At 38.5% G+C, this 17,969-nt stretch carries 19 protein-coding genes and 1 tRNA gene; 13 read left to right on the top strand and 7 right to left on the bottom strand.

Going from position 1 to position 17,969, the window contains the following annotated elements:
- The first annotated feature begins 44 nt into the window (after positions 1 to 44).
- Positions 45 to 443, top strand: a complete 399-nt coding sequence (locus MWU32_RS05295; RefSeq protein ID WP_246937070.1) for a transposase — start codon at positions 45 to 47, stop codon at positions 441 to 443.
- On the top strand, positions 440 to 1,282 hold the full coding sequence (locus MWU32_RS05290) for an IS3 family transposase (RefSeq protein WP_246937068.1): 843 nt from the start codon (positions 440 to 442) through the stop codon (positions 1,280 to 1,282). The genes MWU32_RS05295 and MWU32_RS05290 overlap by 4 nt, the downstream gene beginning before the upstream one ends.
- Positions 1,283 to 1,836: 554 nt before the next feature.
- Here the strand turns inward: MWU32_RS05290 and feoB are convergent.
- The 3 genes from feoB to MWU32_RS05270 all read right to left on the bottom strand — a co-directional run bounded on the left by feoB (position 1,837) and on the right by MWU32_RS05270 (position 5,795).
- Positions 1,837 to 3,936, bottom strand: a complete 2,100-nt coding sequence (feoB, locus tag MWU32_RS05280; protein WP_246938311.1) for a ferrous iron transport protein B — start codon at positions 3,934 to 3,936, stop codon at positions 1,837 to 1,839.
- Positions 3,936 to 4,163: a ferrous iron transport protein A gene (locus tag MWU32_RS05275; protein WP_246938310.1), complete on the bottom strand. Its 228-nt coding sequence runs from the start codon at positions 4,161 to 4,163 to the stop codon at positions 3,936 to 3,938. The genes feoB and MWU32_RS05275 overlap by 1 nt, the downstream gene beginning before the upstream one ends.
- A 963-nt stretch (positions 4,164 to 5,126) precedes the next feature.
- Positions 5,127 to 5,795, bottom strand: a complete 669-nt coding sequence (locus MWU32_RS05270; protein ID WP_246938309.1) for an SCO family protein — start codon at positions 5,793 to 5,795, stop codon at positions 5,127 to 5,129.
- A gap of 95 nt (positions 5,796 to 5,890) precedes the next feature.
- Here MWU32_RS05270 and MWU32_RS05265 point away from each other — a divergent pair, with 95 nt between their 5' ends.
- The 10 genes from MWU32_RS05265 to MWU32_RS05220 all read left to right on the top strand — a co-directional run bounded on the left by MWU32_RS05265 (position 5,891) and on the right by MWU32_RS05220 (position 14,740).
- Positions 5,891 to 7,822 carry a M1 family aminopeptidase gene (locus tag MWU32_RS05265; protein ID WP_246938308.1) on the top strand — a complete coding sequence of 644 codons (1,932 nt, stop codon included), beginning with the start codon at positions 5,891 to 5,893 and terminating at the stop codon, positions 7,820 to 7,822.
- 79 nt (positions 7,823 to 7,901) lie between these two features.
- Positions 7,902 to 9,248, top strand: coding sequence for an RIP metalloprotease RseP (gene rseP, locus MWU32_RS05260; RefSeq protein WP_246938307.1), 1,347 nt, complete (start codon positions 7,902 to 7,904; stop codon positions 9,246 to 9,248).
- A 172-nt stretch (positions 9,249 to 9,420) separates the two neighbouring features.
- A tRNA-Asn gene (locus MWU32_RS05255) sits at positions 9,421 to 9,494 on the top strand.
- 113 nt (positions 9,495 to 9,607) lie between these two features.
- Complete coding sequence (locus MWU32_RS05250; protein ID WP_246938306.1) at positions 9,608 to 10,288, top strand: hypothetical protein; 681 nt, start codon at positions 9,608 to 9,610, stop codon at positions 10,286 to 10,288.
- 158 nt (positions 10,289 to 10,446) lie between these two features.
- Complete coding sequence (locus MWU32_RS05245) at positions 10,447 to 10,746, top strand: helix-turn-helix transcriptional regulator (RefSeq protein ID WP_246938305.1); 300 nt, start codon at positions 10,447 to 10,449, stop codon at positions 10,744 to 10,746.
- On the top strand, positions 10,743 to 11,939 hold the full coding sequence (locus tag MWU32_RS05240; RefSeq protein ID WP_246938303.1) for a primase-helicase family protein: 1,197 nt from the start codon (positions 10,743 to 10,745) through the stop codon (positions 11,937 to 11,939). The genes MWU32_RS05245 and MWU32_RS05240 overlap by 4 nt, the downstream gene beginning before the upstream one ends.
- Before the next feature lie 216 nt (positions 11,940 to 12,155).
- Positions 12,156 to 13,055: a toprim domain-containing protein gene (locus MWU32_RS05235; RefSeq protein ID WP_246938302.1), complete on the top strand. Its 900-nt coding sequence runs from the start codon at positions 12,156 to 12,158 to the stop codon at positions 13,053 to 13,055.
- Positions 13,039 to 13,551 carry a mobilization protein MbpA gene (gene mbpA, locus MWU32_RS05230; protein ID WP_246938301.1) on the top strand — a complete coding sequence of 171 codons (513 nt, stop codon included), beginning with the start codon at positions 13,039 to 13,041 and terminating at the stop codon, positions 13,549 to 13,551. Before MWU32_RS05235 ends, mbpA begins: the two co-directional genes overlap by 17 nt.
- Positions 13,548 to 14,405: a relaxase/mobilization nuclease domain-containing protein gene (locus MWU32_RS05225; protein WP_246938300.1), complete on the top strand. Its 858-nt coding sequence runs from the start codon at positions 13,548 to 13,550 to the stop codon at positions 14,403 to 14,405. Before mbpA ends, MWU32_RS05225 begins: the two co-directional genes overlap by 4 nt.
- A gap of 11 nt (positions 14,406 to 14,416) precedes the next feature.
- The gene (locus tag MWU32_RS05220) at positions 14,417 to 14,740 is read left to right on the top strand and encodes a DUF6730 family protein (protein ID WP_246938299.1); all 324 of its coding nucleotides are present in this window, start codon (positions 14,417 to 14,419) and stop codon (positions 14,738 to 14,740) included.
- Between the two features lie 92 nt (positions 14,741 to 14,832).
- Here the strand turns inward: MWU32_RS05220 and MWU32_RS05215 are convergent, their stop codons facing one another.
- The 4 genes from MWU32_RS05215 to MWU32_RS05200 form a co-directional block, all read right to left on the bottom strand.
- Positions 14,833 to 15,309 carry a DUF6155 family protein gene (locus MWU32_RS05215; protein WP_246938298.1) on the bottom strand — a complete coding sequence of 159 codons (477 nt, stop codon included), beginning with the start codon at positions 15,307 to 15,309 and terminating at the stop codon, positions 14,833 to 14,835.
- 169 nt (positions 15,310 to 15,478) lie between these two features.
- On the bottom strand, positions 15,479 to 15,856 hold the full coding sequence (locus MWU32_RS05210) for a hypothetical protein (protein ID WP_246938297.1): 378 nt from the start codon (positions 15,854 to 15,856) through the stop codon (positions 15,479 to 15,481).
- Positions 15,857 to 15,858: 2 nt separating this feature from the next.
- Positions 15,859 to 16,233, bottom strand: coding sequence for a hypothetical protein (locus tag MWU32_RS05205; RefSeq protein WP_246938296.1), 375 nt, complete (start codon positions 16,231 to 16,233; stop codon positions 15,859 to 15,861).
- Positions 16,230 to 16,493, bottom strand: coding sequence for a hypothetical protein (locus MWU32_RS05200; RefSeq protein WP_246938295.1), 264 nt, complete (start codon positions 16,491 to 16,493; stop codon positions 16,230 to 16,232). Before MWU32_RS05200 ends, MWU32_RS05205 begins: the two co-directional genes overlap by 4 nt.
- Positions 16,494 to 17,089: 596 nt before the next feature.
- Between MWU32_RS05200 and MWU32_RS05195 the strand changes: the two genes are divergently transcribed.
- Positions 17,090 to 17,969: reverse transcriptase domain-containing protein (locus MWU32_RS05195; RefSeq protein WP_246938294.1), on the top strand; the 880-nt coding region annotated here is incomplete at its 3' end.

Genomic DNA, 17,969 nt, shown 5'->3' with positions numbered 1-17,969 from the left:
TGTACGTCCCTGATATAGGTTGACCACTTAAAGCGTGGAAAACTATGAAAGCAAATGTACGGAGTATCCGCAAGCAGCGTAAATACTCAATTGAATTTAAGAAAAAGATTGTTGCAGATTTTGAAAGTGGTAAGTATAGTGTGCCTCAATTAGAGAAGCTGCATGGTGTTGGGAATTCTACAATCTATAGTTGGATTTATAAATTCTCTACCTTTAACGAACAAGGATTTAGAATTATAGAGATGAAGGACAGCAGCAACAAAAGGATGAAAGAACTCGAAGCCCGTGTAAAGGAGCTTGAGAGAACTGTAGGCCGCAAGCAGATAATGATTGATTATCTAGAAAAGATGATGGAGATTGCCAAGGATGAACTTGACATCGATATCAAAAAAAACTTCGGCACCCCACAATCAACTGGTTCCGGGAGAACAAACAAAAAATGAGTTTTTCCCTGAACAGTCTCTATAAAGAGGTCGGTCTGAGCAAACAGGCCGTTGCCCAGTACGGCACTAGGCAAAAGATCTTTGATAGCAAAACAGCACAGCTGGTCCTTGAAGCAGACGAACTGCGGGAGGACCATCCAGGTTGTGGGGTTGAGAAAATGTACTATACACTTAAACCCAACTTTATGGGAAGGGATCGGTTTATAGAACTTATGATGGAACTTGGGTATCGTTTGAAGCGTAAAAAGAACTATAGAAGAACAACTATCGCTTCAAAGATCTATTATCCCAACCTTATAAAAGGAATGAAAATTGACCGTCCATCAATGGTATGGCAGTCTGATATTACCTATATACCCATTGGGGACAGACACTATTACGCTGTTTTTATAATAGATGTCTATACCAAGAAGATTGTAGGCTATAAGGTCTCTGAAAACATGAGAGCACAGGCGAATATGGATGCCTTAAAGATGGCGTTGAACGAAAACGAGGCTCCTTTGTTCCATCACAGTGACAGAGGAAGTCAATATACCTATAAAGAGTACATCAGCCTTCTAAAGGACAATGGGAGTCAAATAAGTATGGCACTCAACGCACAGGATAATGCTTTTGCTGAGCGTATCAACAGAACCATAAAAGAGGAATATTTGAATCATTGGAAACCTAAGGACTTCGGTCAATTAAAAAGAATGACAGCAAAAGCAGTAAGGAATTATAACAGTAAAAGATTACATAATAATAACGACAGAATGAGTCCTGAAAGGTTCATAAAACAATTTTCTGTTTTGAGGCATCAAGAAAGGAAATTGATGACTATTTTTAACAATGAAAATTAATTAAAAACGGTCAACTCTAATCAGGGAAGTTCAGTTTTTAACTTGTTTCTATTGTCAATAAAAGAAAATTATAAATATAAAGACTAAGATTTAATGAAAGTGCCTCTTTTAATGGTCTCTATTCTATACTCTTTTTTCTTTCATCTAATTAGCGGATGAGGAGTATTTTAAGTCGTGGCTTTAGAAAAAGAAAATAAAAAATAGAGAAAAGAATAAAGAGCCAAGATCAAAGACAAAAAATTTTGCAAGAGCTGCAGTTAAAGAAGTTTAACGTATCTTAAAAAGATCACGAATTTATATAAACTAATAACAGCAATTGTTCTAATGACAATTATCACAGTCATGAGCATCACCAAAAGCCTTTTTCTTTCTTGACTTTTTCCAAAAGAATTTTTTGACTAAGAAACTTAGTGCAAGTCCGAGGGCTAAAAAAGCTAATATGTTTTGAATGATATCGTTCATTTTATTCAGTATTCAGTTGCAGTTTTCAGTCGCAGTCATCGGTCTTCTGTCATCGGTCTTCTGTCATCGGTCTTCTGTCACCCGTCCTTAAATTACTTCAAAACCTGAAACGCAATCAATGCTATAATATACGCAAAAGCGCTCATTATTACAAGCTGTAAGATGGGCCATTTCCACGAATTGGTTTCACGTTGTACAATGGCCAAGGTACTCATACACTGCATGGCAAAGGCGTAAAATAACAACAAAGATATTCCTGAAGCGAAATTAAACAACGGTCCTCCCAAAATGGGATTTACTTCTCCAGCCATCCTGTTTTTAATGGTTTCTTCGTCATCACTTCCAACGCTGTATATGGTCGCTAAGGTGCCTACAAAAACTTCGCGGGCAGCGAAAGAGCTGACCAGTGCAATGCCTATTTTCCAATCGTATCCCAAAGGTCTGATGGCAGATTCAATGGCGTGTCCTGTAATGCCAAGAAACGAATGCTCCAGTTTTTGGGACGCCACATGTTGCTGCAATTCATCGTCGGTGAGGTTTTGATTTGCGTATTCTGCAGTGACAATTTCTTCAGCTTTATTAAAATCATCTCCTGGACCATAAGAGGCCAAAAACCAAAGAATGATGGAAATTGCCAAGATGATTTTTCCAGCACCAAAAACGAAAGCTTTGGTTTTTTCAACCACGGTCAATGCAACGTTCTTTAACAATGGCAACTTGTAATTTGGCATTTCAACCACAAAAAAAGTCTTACTCCTAATTTTAAGGATTTTGTTTAAGATCATTGCTGATCCTAAGGCAGCACCAAATCCGATAAGATATAAGAGCATTAAAGTCATGGCCTGATAGCCTAAACCAAAGAATCGTTTATCGGGAATAACTAAAGAGATGATAATGAGATATACTGGCAATCTTGCCGAACAGGTGGTGAATGGCGTCACTAAAATGGTGATGAGTCGTTCTTTCCAACTTTCAATATTTCGAGTGGCCATAATTGCGGGAATGGCACAAGCCGTCCCAGAAATTAGAGGGACTACACTTTTTCCACTCAATCCAAAGCGCCGCATGCCTCGATCCATTAAAAAAACCACGCGACTCATATAACCGCTTTCTTCGAGTATTGAAATAAAGAGGAACAAGAAGGCAATCTGCGGTATGAAAATAACAATCCCACCCAATCCAGGAATGATGCCTTCTGCCAATAAATTAGTAAAAGTACCTGCGGGCAGTGCGTTTTTTGTCCATTCGCTCAATGACGCAAATGTGGAATCGATAAAATCCATTGGCACACTGGACCAGTCATAAATGGCTTGAAAAATAGTCAATAAGATGAAAAAGAAAATCACATAGCCCCAGACTTTATGGGTTAAAATAAGGTCCAATTTAATCCGGAGGTCTTTGGCCGTGCTTAAATCTATGATTTGACCTTTTTTAAGCGTTTCGTTAATAAACTGATAGCGCTTAATGGTTTCCTTTTGCTGAAGACGTTTGAGCTCGGACTTGGATTTCGTCTTAAAATCGGCAACAGGATCAATTTCATTACGGTCCGTCTTACCAAAATTAACGTCTTGGGTAATGACCAGCCATAGCTTATATAATAACTGGTCAGGAAATGCCTTGCGCAAGCCATCAAAATAGTCCTTGTCAATTTCCGAAGCATTCATACACGGAGCAGTTGACAGTTCTCTATAATTGGAAATCAATTCCTTTAATTCGTCAATGCCGTAGTTTTTTCTGGTACTTACCAAGGCAATCTTAGTGTTCAACTGTTTTTCTAAATACGGAATATCCAGAGAAATACCTTTATACCGCATTCTATCCGCCATATTGATGACCAGAATACTCGGGATTTCTAAGTCTTTGATTTGTGTGAAAAGGAGTAGGTTTCTTTTCAGGTTCTCAACATCGCTCACAACTACGGCAACATCAGGAAAATCCTTATCGTTTTTGTTGAGAAGTAATTCAATGACCACGTTTTCATCCAATGAAGACGCATTCAAGCTATAAGTTCCTGGTAAATCGATGATATGCGCTTTCACACCGCGAGATAATTTGCAGATGCCTTCTTTCTTTTCAACGGTAATACCGGGATAGTTGCCGACCTTTTGGTTCAAGCCGGTAAGCGCGTTAAAAACTGACGTTTTACCTGTGTTTGGATTTCCTATTAGTGCAACATTGATCTGTTTACTCATTAGAGAATATCGATTAAGATGTGGCTTGCCGTCTCCTTTCTGATGGCCAAATGAGTGCCATTGATGTTGAGGTACATCGGATCAGAAAAATAGGCCACTTGAACAAGCTCTACAAAATTGCCGGGTAAACAGCCCATTTCCAGTAGTTTCAATGGGATATAAATGGATGAAACATCAGTAATAATACCGCGTTGCCCTTTTTTTAGATGTGCGACTGTTGCCTGCAAGCTTATTTAGATTGATTTTAAAGAAGCAAAAGTAAACGAAAAAAATTTATTGTTTGTTATTTGGGGGGAGAAAGTTGAGAATTAGTAGTGGGGTAGAGGGTAGAGGGTAGAGGGTAGTGGGGTAGTGGGTAGTGGGTAGTGGGGTAGTGGGTAGTGGGTAGAGTTGAGAGGGTAGCTTGAGGGATTTGAGTAGGTTTTGAGATTAGCGATTAACGACCCGCCCGAACGTGCCATTTCGGTACGGGGGGTGAAGAATTTTGATTTTTGAATAACGGCCAACTCTAATCAGGGACATTCAATCAGTTCATTAATAGGAGAGTACTAAAGAAGTAAATCAATTTAGAAAATTCGGTACTTTTTAAGACTTCTGCGAAAATCAGCGACATCCGCGGGAAAAAATTATCTCAACTTCAACATTCGATACTCAATATTCGTAAGCTGGTAATGCCTTCGTACTCGTAAGTTTCAATTTCAATTTCAACTTCAGTTTCAATTTTGGTTCCTAAATACCTTAACGAATCCTTTTAGAAAACTCGGTACTTTTTAAGACTTCTGCGAAAATCAGCGACATCCGCGGGAAAAAATTTCGATACTCAATATTCGTAAGCTGGTAATGCCTTCGTACTCGTAAGTTTCAATTTCAATTTCAACTTCAGTTTCAATTTTGGTTCCTAAATACCGTAACCAATCCTTTTAGAAAACTCGGTACTTTTTAAGACTTCTGCGAAAATCAGCGACATCCGCGGGAAAAAATCGACTCAACTTAAACATTCAATAGTCAACATTCGTAATCTGGTAAACCTTCGTACTCGTAAGTTTCAATTTCAATTTCAATTTCAACTTCAGTTTCAATTTTGGTTCCTTAAATTCCCACTCCGAAATCAACAATCAACAATCAACAATCAACAATCAACAATCAACAATCAACAATCTCAAATCAACAATCTCCAATCAACAATCCTTCTACCCTTCGTTCTTTAGTATTTTAATGTCGTCCAATAATTTTTCAATATCGTCAGGCTCGGTGCCATCGTAATAGCCACGAATTTGTCGTTTTTTGTCAATGAGCATGAAGTTTTCGGTGTGGATCATATCATATTCATCGCCATTACCGTCTGTTTTGACTGCCAAATAGCTTTTTCTTGCCAGCTCGTAAATCTGTTTTTTATCACCTGTAACCAAATTCCATTTTTTGTCGATAACCCCTTTTTCAATGGCATAACGCTTTAATTGATCTACATCGTCAATTTCTGGCGTAACCGAATAGGAGAGTAGCATGATTTCCTCATCCGCTAAGGTTGCTTTTTGGATTTGAGCCATATGATCGGTCATGATCGGGCAAATGGTTTGACAGGTTGTAAAGAAGAAATCTGCCACATAAATTTTGTTTTCGTAATCTTTTTGGGTAATGGTATCGCCGTTTTGATTGACCAAGCTGAAATCGGCAATTTTATGATATTTACTTTGGTATTGCAAGGTGCTATCCACCATTTCAAAATTGACCATAGTGGGTTGATAGACAGGAAGTACTTTGTCAGGAGAAAGGACGTTGTACATGATTGTGACAATGATTGCGGATAAAAAGAACATAAAGATGGCAAAAAACTTATATTCTCTAAAGAAAGATAGCATTTTTAATGGTTTTGAAAATGTTGTATGAGATATGTTTGCAAAAATACAACAGATAAGAATCAAAAAGGGTATTTTTAATCTTAAAATTACGTTTCATGAACCACCACTACCTCCTTCTTCTTTTATTCTTTCCCTGTCTCTCAATTGCTCAAGATTACCACACTAGCGATATAAGCGTTTCTGAAGCCCAATCAGCCTTACATCGCATGCAATTCCGCCCCAACGCCAATACAGGAAATTACGATGTGAAATATCACCGATTGGAACTTGAGGTGGATCCGTCGGTGGCGTTCATAAGTGGTGATGTGACCACCTATTTTGAAGCGAAATCCAATTTAGACCAAGTTGTATTTGATTTGGCAGCCAATATGACGGTGTCTCAGGTTTTACAACGTGGAAATCCGCTGGGTTTTACTCAGAACAGCAATGATGAAGTAGTTATTACGCTTTCGGAAGAACAAAGTCTTGGTGTCTTGGATTCCTTGACCATTAGCTATTCAGGAAATCCCGTAAGTTCAGGTTTTGGCTCCTTTGAAGTCAATACCCATGCTGGGAAACCCGTATTATGGACGCTTTCCGAACCCTATGGTGCCAAAGGTTGGTGGCCATGTAAGCAAGATCTGATTGATAAAATTGATAGTATCGATGTGCATATTACCACGCCATTGACCAATCCTGATGGGGATAGCTACGTGGCCGTTTCTAATGGCTTGGAACAATCGCAAATAATCAATACTAGCAGTAAAACAACCCATTTTAAGCATAATTATCCTATCCCGGCCTATTTGGTAGCCATTGCAGTCACCAATTATGCGGTGTATTCTGATACGGTTTCAAATAATGGAAGACCATTTGAAATTGTCAATTACGTCTATCCGGAAAACTTAGCAACTATACAGGCGCAAACTCCGGTCACGGTGGACATTATGAACCTTTACAGTACGCTTTTTGGCGAATATCCCTATGCCGATGAAAAATATGGTCATGCCCAATTTGGATGGAGCGGTGGGATGGAGCATACGACCGTGTCCTTTATGGGAAGTTTTGGACGTAACTTAATCGCTCACGAACTAGGTCATCATTGGTTTGGAAATAAAGTGACCTGCGGCAGTTGGAAAGATATTTGGCTCAATGAAGGATTTGCTACCTATATGTCCGGGCTCGTCATTGAAAATTTAGATGGCGAGGCATCATTTAAAAACTGGAAACAGCAGATGCTCAACTCAATTACCTCTGCTCCTGATGGTGCAGTCTTTTTGAAGGATTCTGACACCCTGAGTGTCAATCGTATTTTTAATCAGCGTCTGTCCTATAATAAAGGTGCGATGCTGTTGCATATGCTCAGAAAAAAACTGGGTGATACGCATTTCTTCCAAGGCTTGAGGAATTATTTAAACCATCCAGGTCACGCTTTCGGATACGCAAAATCAGAAGATTTTATTGCTATTATGGAACAAACAAGTAGTGTGGATCTATCAGGTTTTTTCAATGATTGGCTTTACGGTGAAGGCTATCCGAGTTTTAACCTAGAATGGTCACAGGCCACGCCTACCGAAATAAGATTAACTTTAGAGCAGCTACAAAGTGATGCGTCCGTATCTTTTTTTGAAGTTGGCCTGCCCGTACGATTGGTAGGCACCGAGGGTGAAATTCTCGATCTGATTTTGGATCATACTATCAATGGAGAACTTTTCATTAAAACGGTTAATTTCGTAGTGGCAGAAGTACTGATCAATCCTGAATTTGATATTATTTCAAAAAACAATACCGTGGTTCTGAGTACAGACGAATCCATTTTAAATATGGACATAGTGTTCTACCCCAATCCGGTTTCGGAACGGTTGACCATAAAAAAACCGGACTTTCTATCCATTGATGAGGTCCGTATTTATAACGCTCTGGGTCAACTTATGAGCACTTCGGTTGGAAATTTAACTATTGATGTCTCTATGCTTTCTTCTGGCCTATTTTTTGTGGAACTCCGAACCAACAAGGGCAGGATTAATAAATCGCTGTTAAAAAACTAGCTATTAGAATCGTATTAGTTTTCTAAATGCGGTTAAAAGACTACTTTTGTGCCTTATAATTTTTTTTGAAAAGAAATCAATGGAGTTTGTAATTAAAATTTCTCAATTTTTATTGAGTTTGTCCCTGCTTATCGTATTGCACGAACTTGGGCATTTTATACCAGCAAGATTATTCAAGACACGCGTAGAAAAATTCTATTTGTTTTTTGATATCAAATACAGTTTGTTTAAGAAAAAAATAGGCGATACCGTCTATGGAATTGGTTGGTTGCCCCTTGGAGGCTATGTTAAGATAGCGGGAATGATAGATGAAAGTATGGATAAGGAACAAATGGCATTGCCGCCGCAACCTTGGGAGTTCCGTTCAAAACCAGCGTGGCAACGACTAATAATTATGTTGGGCGGGGTGACCGTCAACGTGATTTTGGCCGTATTTATTTATATTGGAACCAGCTATTATTATGGTGATCAGATCCTTCCCAATGAAAATATTCCGGATGGGGTTCTTATTGAAAGTACGGTGCTTAACGATCTAGGCATCAAAACTGGTGATAAGATTATTGCTGTTGACGATTTTGTCATTGAAGATTTCATGCAAATTTTTGAACATATTCTCTTTGGAAAGCAAGTGACTATTGAGCGTGATGGTGTACAATCTAAAATAGAATTGCCACAAGATTTTCTATCCCAAATCAGTGATGCCAAAGAGAAGAGATTCGTCAGTTTAAGAATGCCTTTTATTATTAATGAAGTTCCGGACAGCTCTTTTAACAAATCGGCCGGACTTAGAAAAGGTGATATCATCATCGCATTGGATGATACCAAAACCAAATATGCCGACCAGCTCCTACCAGCTTTAAATGATTTTAAGGGGCAAAATGTTAATGCGACCATTTTAAGGGATCACAGCACCTTTGAGACCCCACTAACGGTTAGTGATGAAGGTAAATTAGGTTTGGTTTACGCTACGGGAGCCACGCCAGAAACCTTGGGTTCTTTAGGGTATTACGATTTTGAAACCAAGAAATATAGCTTTTTGGAAGCTATTCCGGTAGGCGTAGTCAAAACCAAGGACAAGATTCTGTCTTATATCAAACAGTTTAAAGCCATTTTTACACCAAGTACAGGTGCTTATAAAGAAGTAGGAGGGTTTAAGGCTATTTATGATGTGTTCCCGAGTGTTTGGAGTTGGGAATATTTTTGGGGTATTACAGCCTTTCTTTCCATCATGTTGGCGGTACTGAATTTGTTGCCAATTCCAGCATTGGATGGAGGCCATGTGATGTTTTTATTGTACGAAATTGTTTCAGGACGCAAACCAAGTGAAAAGTTTTTAGAGCGTGCTCAGGTGATTGGATTCATGATTCTCATCATGTTAGTATTGTTTGCCAATGGCAATGATATTTTTAAAGCATTGACTGAATAAAAATTTTTCAAAATTGTTTTGCTCAAGTTAAAAATAGCAATATATTTGCATCCTCAAAATAGGGTATTAAACCTTATGCTTTAGCGCACCATAAGTGCTTCGGGAATCGTTCTTAAAAACAGTAGCAATATTCTGAATTATCAGAATGGATTAAAAATATATAAATTAACCTTCCTCTTTAGCTCAGTTGGTTAGAGCATCTGACTGTTAATCAGAGGGTCCTTGGTTCGAGCCCAAGAAGAGGAGCGCAGTGAGACAAAGCCATTCAAGAAATTGAATGGCTTTTGTTTTTTCATCAGTACAACATCTGTACAACAATTCATCTGTCTTTCGTTTTCATTTATTCTTATCTTTAATGTGTGGAAAGATTAGGAGAAATATTCGCAAGTTGGCTATATCAAAGCAGAAGGGAGCTGAAACTATTATGGTTAAAGCACGGCGGTTTGACCACAAACAGGCTTTCTATCTTCGTTATCGTAATTTTAGGCATAGTACCGTTGACCCTTTATTTTTTAATTTCCGGCAACAGCTATTCCTTAGTGCAAATTATAGCGAGCTATATTTTCGTTTCGTTATTGTTCAGTTTGTCCATTTTGCTTGTAATTACTTGGTTCAAGTCCGAGGAATTGTTCAAAAATAATGTCCAGGGATTTTCTTTTTTGCCATTGTCCCCGTCAAGAATCGATACTATCTTTTTTGGTTTTGACAGTAATGATGTCGAGAACTTACTTCGACTTATTAATGGACTCCCAGCCGAACAGAAAATCGTCATCAGGGAAACCCCAAAGAACAAACAATCAGGAAACATCAGGTTTCTATTTACACTTTTGGATCTCATTGTCCGTGGAGGCATCTTTAGAATGGACACGAAACCCAAGGAGGCATTGAACATGCTTATCTCCGAACGTTTTACCTTTCAGAATGCCGAAATAAACCCAAGCACACTTCCCTCAAGTTATTCCAAATGGTGTTCCGCTACCCATGAAGGCCATTATGACGACGTGAGAAAGGACGTCTCAAAAGCATTGGGCATCTCATAATTTTTATGCTTCTCCAATTTTTATAAGGAAAACTTAGAGCAATTCTAAAGCAATCGTTATTTCCCTATTGTTTTTACTGCATATACCGTCATATGTTTGTCCTGTACAATCAAAGTAAAAGGCCTTTTACTTATTATTAATTCTTAAACATCAAGATTATGAATGAGCAAGAAAACGTTGTGGATTTGTTGCAGGATATCAAAGGTCTGCTTTCCCACACAAAAAAGGTATACAACATTGATGACCTGGTAAAATACACAGGGCTGTCCAAAAGCAAGATCTACAAACTCTCACAGTTAAAATTGATCCCGACGGGAAACAACAGGCACATCCGCCAACTATTTTTCAACAAGGAAGAAATCGATGCCTGGCTTCTGGGAGAGCCCAACCTATCCGACGAATTTTTAGAACGGCAGTTCAATGAACAGTTGTTGACCAATAAAAAACGTGGATCATGAAAGAGCCAACCTATATCCGCGTAGGCACGACGTATTATAAATTGGTGCAAATCCCAACCATTGCGGGAAAACTGAATGAAATAATTGTGCCCTGGACGCTTGAGGCACTTCGGCAGGACTACGGAAAGAGCTTCATTGGAAGGATCAAGAAGTATGACGGTTTTACCTGTGTTCCCAACCATTTGGACTTTGAACAGGAATGGCACGGTTTCTATAATACCTATGCACCATTGCCCCACAAACTTCAGAAGGGTGAGTTCCCCTATACCCTACAGCTGATGGAACATATTTTTGGTGAGCAGATCAACCTGGGCATGGATTATATACAATTATTGTTCAAGAGACCAATTCAGATACTCCCCATATTATGTTTAGTGTCCAAGGAAAGGTCCACGGGCAAGACCACTTTTCTCAAATGGCTGAAAATGGTTTTTGATGGAAATCTGACCTATCTGACCAACGATAGTTTCAATAGCCAATTCAACTCGGATTGGGCCAACAAGCTCTTGATCTGTATTGACGAGGTTCTATTCAACAAAGAGGAATTGACTGAACGGATAAAGAACCTGAGTACGACCAACGTCAATAAGATTGAAGCCAAGGGAAAGGACAAAAGGGAGATAGAGTTCTTCGGAAAGTTCATTCTGTGCAGCAACAACGAGGACAACTTCATAAAGATTGATAACAACGAGACCCGCTTTTGGGTGTTGAAGATCCCTTCCCTGAAAAAGGAAGAAACGCAATTTCTGAAATATCTGGAAGCGGAGATACCTGCACTGCTTCACCATCTGCAACATCGAAAACTGACCAGTCCACAGATGACCCGCATGTGGTTCTCAGCCTCCCAGATCAGGACCAAAGCTTTGGTGAATTTGATGTCTAACAATAGAAACCGAGTGGAAAAGGAACTGGCGAGCATTGTTCTTAATGCCATGGAGACGTTGGAGGAAGAAGAGATGAAATTATGCCCCTTGGATGCCCTTCACCTCCTGAACCGAACGCGGGTCAAAACCGACCTTACCCAATTGAGACAAATATTTAAAAAAGACTGGAACCTGACCAATCAAGAGAATTCTATGGCCTATAAAAAATTGATGATTTGGCAGGAAGGTGGAATGGGGTTTACCGATGCAAAGGGAAGGTACTATACGATAGAAAAGGATTTCTTATTAAAACACTTTGGAGAGGATTAGGAAAATGATGCAGCGATTCGATGATAAAGGAACCCAATGATTATAAGTGATAAGGGTAATTTTCATCATTTTCAATATAATTTGCTGATGAAAGGAAAAACACACTTCAAGTTAAGGTATATTTTGATGAAACGATGACAGATAGTATTTAAGACCAGTAAAGATAAGGGATTAGACTGTCATCGTTTTATCATCATTCTGTCATCAAAAAAAATAATGATGACAGGACTAAGATCTGAAAAACCTAAAACAGACTGGCTGATGAAAAGAAAAATAAACTGTGAAAGCGCCCGAGCTTTTCCCATCGAAAGAGCGCTGGCAAAACTCGGGCACTTTCCCGTAAAAACAGCGGAAAAAGAAGCTTGGTTTCTGAGTCCTTTCAGGTCAGAAACCCAAGCCTCTTTTAAAGTCTCCAAGACCATGAACCGATGGTACGACCATGGTGAAGGGGTGGGAGGCAATGTGATCGATCTGGTGTGTAGGATTTTGAAATGTTCTGTGAAGGAAGCTCTGGCGTATTTGAATCAAGATTGGCCTTCTTTTTCTTTTCAACAGCAGCAACATTTCAACACGAATGACATTGGGATAACCATCACTAAAATTCAGAACATCGAACATCAGGCATTGATTCAATATTTGAACCTGAGAGGGATTCCATTGCACATTGCCGATACCTACTGTCATGAAGTTTGGTACACTTTTAAGAACAAGCAATTTTTTGCTATTGGTTTACAGAATAACAAAAACGGATGGGAATTGCGCAATAGGATCTTTAAGAATAGCAGCAGCCCTAAATCCTATTCCCATCTCCAAAGAAACAGCAAACAGCTGATCATCTTGGAAGGGATGTTTGATTTATTATCGTTGGCCGTTTTGACTGGGCCTTTAATAGAAGTTTCAGATGTCATGGTTTTAAACTCCATTGCATTTATAGACAATGTTGAAACACATATTTCAGATTATGAAATGGTCGATCTCTATTTGGATAATGATTCGACTGGAAAAAATGCAACACTTTATTTGAAAAAGAAATATAGTCATATAAATGATCAAAGTGATGCCTATAAAAACCACAAGGATTTAAACGATTTTTTATGCCATGAGAGAAAAGAATGAAATTGAACGAAACAATGAACAGCAGCAATATCTAAAGATTCCTGCCCATTTACTCAAACATTCTGAAAGTGTGGAATTGGATCTGGAAATGGATGCCAATGGAATGGGAATTATCCTGGGTAGGAATTCGAGATGTGTGTCTGTGGCCACATTCTCGTTTGCTCCCGAAGGTCGCAAAGAAAAAAAACGAGTGTTTAAGGGGAAAAGTGATCTGGTCAAGTTCAGATGTTCCATTTACGAAAAGAAGATCTTGAACATTAAGGCAGCAGCCTCAGGATTGAGCCTAAGCGAATATATCCGACGTGCCGTATTCGATAAGGACATTACCGAACGGTTTAGCGAGGAGCACATTGAACTTTATAAAATGATGATCAAATACCACAATAATTTTAAAGCCATCGGGAACATGTACAGAAAGCGAAATCCCAAACTGACCGAATCGGTATATGCCCTGGCCAATGAAATCAAGGCACATCTTAAAAAGTTTCAATTATGATAGGAAAAGGTAAAAGCATATCACACACGAGAGCATCGATGGCCTATGGATGGAACCAGGAAAAGGATGCCGAAATTGTGCTCAAGGAATTTTTGCATGGTGATTCCCCAGCAGAAATTACCAAAGAATTCAGAATGCTTCAGGACCTGAATTATAACTGTAACAAGAACACCCTGTCCTTTATCCTCAGCCCAACGATAGAGGACGGCAGGAAATTGGATAAAGACAAGCTGCAGACCATTACCAAACGGTTCATTCACGAAATGAAACTCGGCGAGCGTCAGGCCATCGCTTTTGTGCATAGGGACAAAGAGCATAAGCACATCCATTTATATGTCAACCGGATTGATTTTAGGGGAGTGGCCTACAATGATAGTTTTATAGGTAAACGGAGTCAGTTGGCAGCAGAAAAAGTGGCAGAACATATGGGATTGACCACCGTTAAACAAGTACAGTTTGAAAAAGAATTCAATCTGAAGGAATTGCGAACAGAGATCAAGCGCAGACATGACTTGACCATGAAACATTTAAAACCGAAATCATTTGATGCCTATATCAAGGCCATGGAGACCAATGGCGTCAAGGTCATCCCAACCATAAATAAACAAAACAATCTACAAGGGTTCCGCTTTGAATTTGATGGACATAATCTAAAGGGCAGTGAAGTGCACCGCAATATGTCCATTGGAAATATTGGTAAACAAATGGGTAGTCTTGAAGGCATCAAGAGTTTAAAAAACAGTACCGTTGGGGTAACGTTGGCAGGAAATACAGTAGGCTTGGCACCAAAATTAGCTTTAAAACTGACTAAGTTCATTATCAAAAAAACAATTCAACATGGACTCTCTTATTAAATAAAACGATCATGACAAAACTTGAAGAATTTACCGCGCTTTTGGTCAATGAGACCACCGATTTTAAAAACACTTTGGAAAAGTTGGAGGAACTAACTGAGCAGTTAAGGGAGGTAAAAGTCAAGATGGATCTAACGGAATATAAAACGCTTATCCAGTCCCATCAAGAGCAAGTGATCTCCAACATTAAAGCGATGGAGCGTTTTAGAAATCATTTTGACACTACAATAAAGCAGGCCAAAATTTATCCGAATTGGGCGGTGATAGTGTTTATTGTGAGTTTGGTAATGGGATTGGGAGCTGTGATTTTTATACTAATGGGTTATTTTAGATGATGGATTTGTTTTTAGAAGTAGAACTTGAGGTTTTGGTTTTTTTATCTGGATTTTTTGCCACAATACTTTGTTAGCCACTGGCTTTTCTCTTACTAAAATTCAAGTTCTATTCCGAATTCACTCGCCTTATAAGATAGAGTTTTTATTCGTTCGAGATACTTTTCTTCAATTCCCATTTTATTTATTCCGTTTACCGCATTGTAGAACATTTTTCCTATTGCCATATAATAGTTTTCATCCCAATATCCAAAATCTTCAATAATTTCTAAACAACAACTTACATAATGTAATTCCAATTCGATATTTAATTCTGTAATATTCATTTTGCGAACTGTGCGAATTATTTTTCGTGCCTCAATTTCACGTAAATTCATATTCCTTCCATTTGGATAAATATATTTTTCAATTTCTTTTTTATATTTTTCTGTAAGCTTTTCAATATCGCCTGTTGTGAATATATCTAAGTAGTTTTTAGCATCAGGAATATTTTTATAGATCTCCAAAATCAGCTTTATGATCTCAGTTTTGTCCATTTGGGTTAATTCCTTTTTTAATTCTCTAAGAGACATATTTAGCTTGGTTTTTTTTGCTTGTTGCTAACGTTTTTGTGTATCTTGATTAGTGGCGTGTTTCAGCTACTAATTTAGTAAATACAAACCAAATAGAAAATCCGCAAGGATTTTCGTAAGCAAGCTCAAACTAGCCATTAATTATACACGTTGTGCCGTCGTACTTTATCTAATCATTATTTGTCACTATACTTTTACCAGTCTTTTTATTACCATAAATATCAATGTTCTCTGAGTTTGAATATTTTTTCCATTCCCTTAATAGCTTATTAAACTCATCGTTTTCGCACACCTCAAATCTTTTAAGTGCATAATACATTCCTGTTATTGAAACATCAGAAAATCTTGAGCGATGTCTTTTCTGGCAATTCGGACACCAGATCATTGGTGGCTGAATATTCAAATCCGTACGAATTTGTTTTAATTTTTCGTTCAAATTATTTACTATAATAAAATGTTGTTCTATTGACAGTTTTGAATTCCAACTAATTTTAAGAATGTCCTTTAGTTCAGGAAACCAAGTTGTATGTGCTTGTCCTGCTGGCATAGTTATTCAATTTCGGTTTTACTTTTTATATCTTTCATTTCTTTGTGTGTCACTCCATATGGAAGTCCGCCGCTTGTATATCCAATAATCATTGCAAAAAACTCATCACTTTCATAACCGCATAAAGTGTTTAATTCATCCTCTTGTTTTTTCTTTGCTGAAAGTCTTTGCTGTTTATTTGATTCCACCGACTTTTGCAACTGATGTTCATACTCTTCCGAAATTTCAATTCCAAGCATTCTTAACTCCTTAATAGCACATAATTTGTCAACGGAATATTTTTTTGAATATCCCTTAACAACATTGTTTCCTGAATAAGTTTTTATCCAATTCTTTGCTGAACGAAGCCTGCATTCTTTTTTAAGAGTCTTTTTCATTTAATCTTATCAAAAGGTTCCTTCGGCAAAGCTATTAAATTCTTAATATATCGTTCATTGTCATATGGTTTCCCAAATTTCATAACATCAAATAATTCAACAGCTAAACATTGCCCAATCATTTGTCTGGTTTGAAAATCATCAAATCCTTGTTTTCGCAATCTATCAAATGTTATTTTAGTTTCAGGAGGGTCACTGTTTGTGAGTTGATTCTTTATTATTTCAAAAATCTGTTCTCTCAATTTATCATTTGTTTCCATAGATGCAGGAGGTTTCTTCAGTATGCAGCACAACGTTTTTGTATATGAGCTGTGGCGTGTTTCGGCACAGACCTTTCCAAATATAAAACTATCTTTGGGAAATTCCGCAGGTATTTCCAAGTAGGCGAGGACAAGCCATTGCTTATACATATTGTGTGTGCCCAGTATGGGCATCTTTACCTTACTGCAAAGTAAGATATTAATTTAGAGGGTGCAAGTCCCTTATGCGCTGGAGTAAAAGCGAGACTACAAAACTCGGTACTGACGAACAGGAACCGTATACAGAGGCATATTTACCTGGGTAAGCAAGCACATCATTGTAACGCCCAACGATTATCAAAAGGGTAAATATGTAGATACGGCAGGGATTGAGTGAAAGAAGATGTTCTTACCTGGGGAGGTCTCCATAGCCACGTGTTGGCATAATGGAGAAGTCAGCAGAGGTCATAGTACTTATAGGAAACGAGCTGTGAAAACAAACCACAGAAGTCTCACAGATAAGGAAGGACTGAACATTAGATTATGTTGGAATTTGATTGGGAAGCCTAGCTAGCCCCATCTTAGACCAACAGGAGTATTTACATTTTACTGACCCTATGATTGAAAAGGTATTAGAAGCAAAGAATCTTTATAAGGCGCAACGTAAAGTTGAGCGCAATAAGGGAGGGTGCGGAGTAGATGGTATGAAGACAACGGAATTAGCTGCTTACATAGCAGAACACCTTGACGACCTACTATCTTCTATACGCACACACCGCTATGTACCAGACCCGATTTTAGGGGTTTCCATTCCAAAAGGTATGGGTAAGACCAGACTTTTAGGGATTCCAACAGTAGTGGATCGATGGCTACAACAATCGGTGAACCAACAGTTGATGGTTGAGTTCGAATATGAATTTGAACCGCTCAGCTATGGTTTCCGCCCCAATAAGAACCTGCACAAAGCAGTACTACAAGCCCAGCAGTATATCAATACTGGATATCAGGACATTGTAGATATTGATTTACAAGGGTTCTTCGACGAGGTAGACCATATGCGATTACTGCAACTTATTTACAACAAGGTAAAATGCCCAACTACCTTGCGTCTAATCCGAAAATGGCTACGAGCGCCCATACGTATCAATGGACGGCTCGAGAAACGCCGAAAGGGAATACCGCAGGGAAGCCCTTTGAGTCCATTACTATCTAATATTTTGTTAGATGTACTGGATAAGCATATGGAGTCGAAAGGACTGCTCTATGTTCGCTATGCGGATGATTTTAGTGTTTACACTAGGAGCAAGAGCGAGGCAAAAAGGATAGGTAATGAGCTGTATATCTTTTTAAGGGATGCACTCAGGCTGCCTATTAACAAAGCCAAGAGCGGAATTCGCAGACCTGTACATTTCGAACTGCTTGGACACGGTTTTGTACCTGTCTACAAAAAGGGAACAAAAGGGCAGTATCAATTAGTTGTATCACAAAAGAGTTGGG

Source organism: Gelidibacter sp. F63206 (assembly GCF_023015735.1).
This window is presented reverse-complemented; position numbering and strand designations above follow the sequence as displayed.

Bases quoted from the DNA above. Each gene is read 5' to 3' on its own strand.
- MWU32_RS05245 (WP_246938305.1), top strand. From the start codon at position 10,447: ATGAATGAGCAAGAAAACGTTGTGGATTTGTTGCAGGATATCAAAGGT.
- MWU32_RS05200 (WP_246938295.1), bottom strand. From the start codon at position 16,493: ATGGAAACAAATGATAAATTGAGAGAACAGATTTTTGAAATAATAAAG.
- MWU32_RS05215 (WP_246938298.1), bottom strand. From the start codon at position 15,309: ATGTCTCTTAGAGAATTAAAAAAGGAATTAACCCAAATGGACAAAACT.
- MWU32_RS05220 (WP_246938299.1), top strand. From the start codon at position 14,417: ATGACAAAACTTGAAGAATTTACCGCGCTTTTGGTCAATGAGACCACC.
- mbpA (WP_246938301.1), top strand. From the start codon at position 13,039: ATGAGAGAAAAGAATGAAATTGAACGAAACAATGAACAGCAGCAATAT.
- MWU32_RS05205 (WP_246938296.1), bottom strand. From the start codon at position 16,233: ATGAAAAAGACTCTTAAAAAAGAATGCAGGCTTCGTTCAGCAAAGAAT.
- MWU32_RS05270 (WP_246938309.1), bottom strand. From the start codon at position 5,795: ATGCTATCTTTCTTTAGAGAATATAAGTTTTTTGCCATCTTTATGTTC.
- MWU32_RS05210 (WP_246938297.1), bottom strand. From the start codon at position 15,856: ATGCCAGCAGGACAAGCACATACAACTTGGTTTCCTGAACTAAAGGAC.
- MWU32_RS05290 (WP_246937068.1), top strand. From the start codon at position 440: ATGAGTTTTTCCCTGAACAGTCTCTATAAAGAGGTCGGTCTGAGCAAA.
- MWU32_RS05295 (WP_246937070.1), top strand. From the start codon at position 45: ATGAAAGCAAATGTACGGAGTATCCGCAAGCAGCGTAAATACTCAATT.
- MWU32_RS05265 (WP_246938308.1), top strand. From the start codon at position 5,891: ATGAACCACCACTACCTCCTTCTTCTTTTATTCTTTCCCTGTCTCTCA.
- feoB (WP_246938311.1), bottom strand. From the start codon at position 3,936: ATGAGTAAACAGATCAATGTTGCACTAATAGGAAATCCAAACACAGGT.
- MWU32_RS05225 (WP_246938300.1), top strand. From the start codon at position 13,548: ATGATAGGAAAAGGTAAAAGCATATCACACACGAGAGCATCGATGGCC.
- MWU32_RS05235 (WP_246938302.1), top strand. From the start codon at position 12,156: ATGATGACAGGACTAAGATCTGAAAAACCTAAAACAGACTGGCTGATG.
- rseP (WP_246938307.1), top strand. From the start codon at position 7,902: ATGGAGTTTGTAATTAAAATTTCTCAATTTTTATTGAGTTTGTCCCTG.
- MWU32_RS05240 (WP_246938303.1), top strand. From the start codon at position 10,743: ATGAAAGAGCCAACCTATATCCGCGTAGGCACGACGTATTATAAATTG.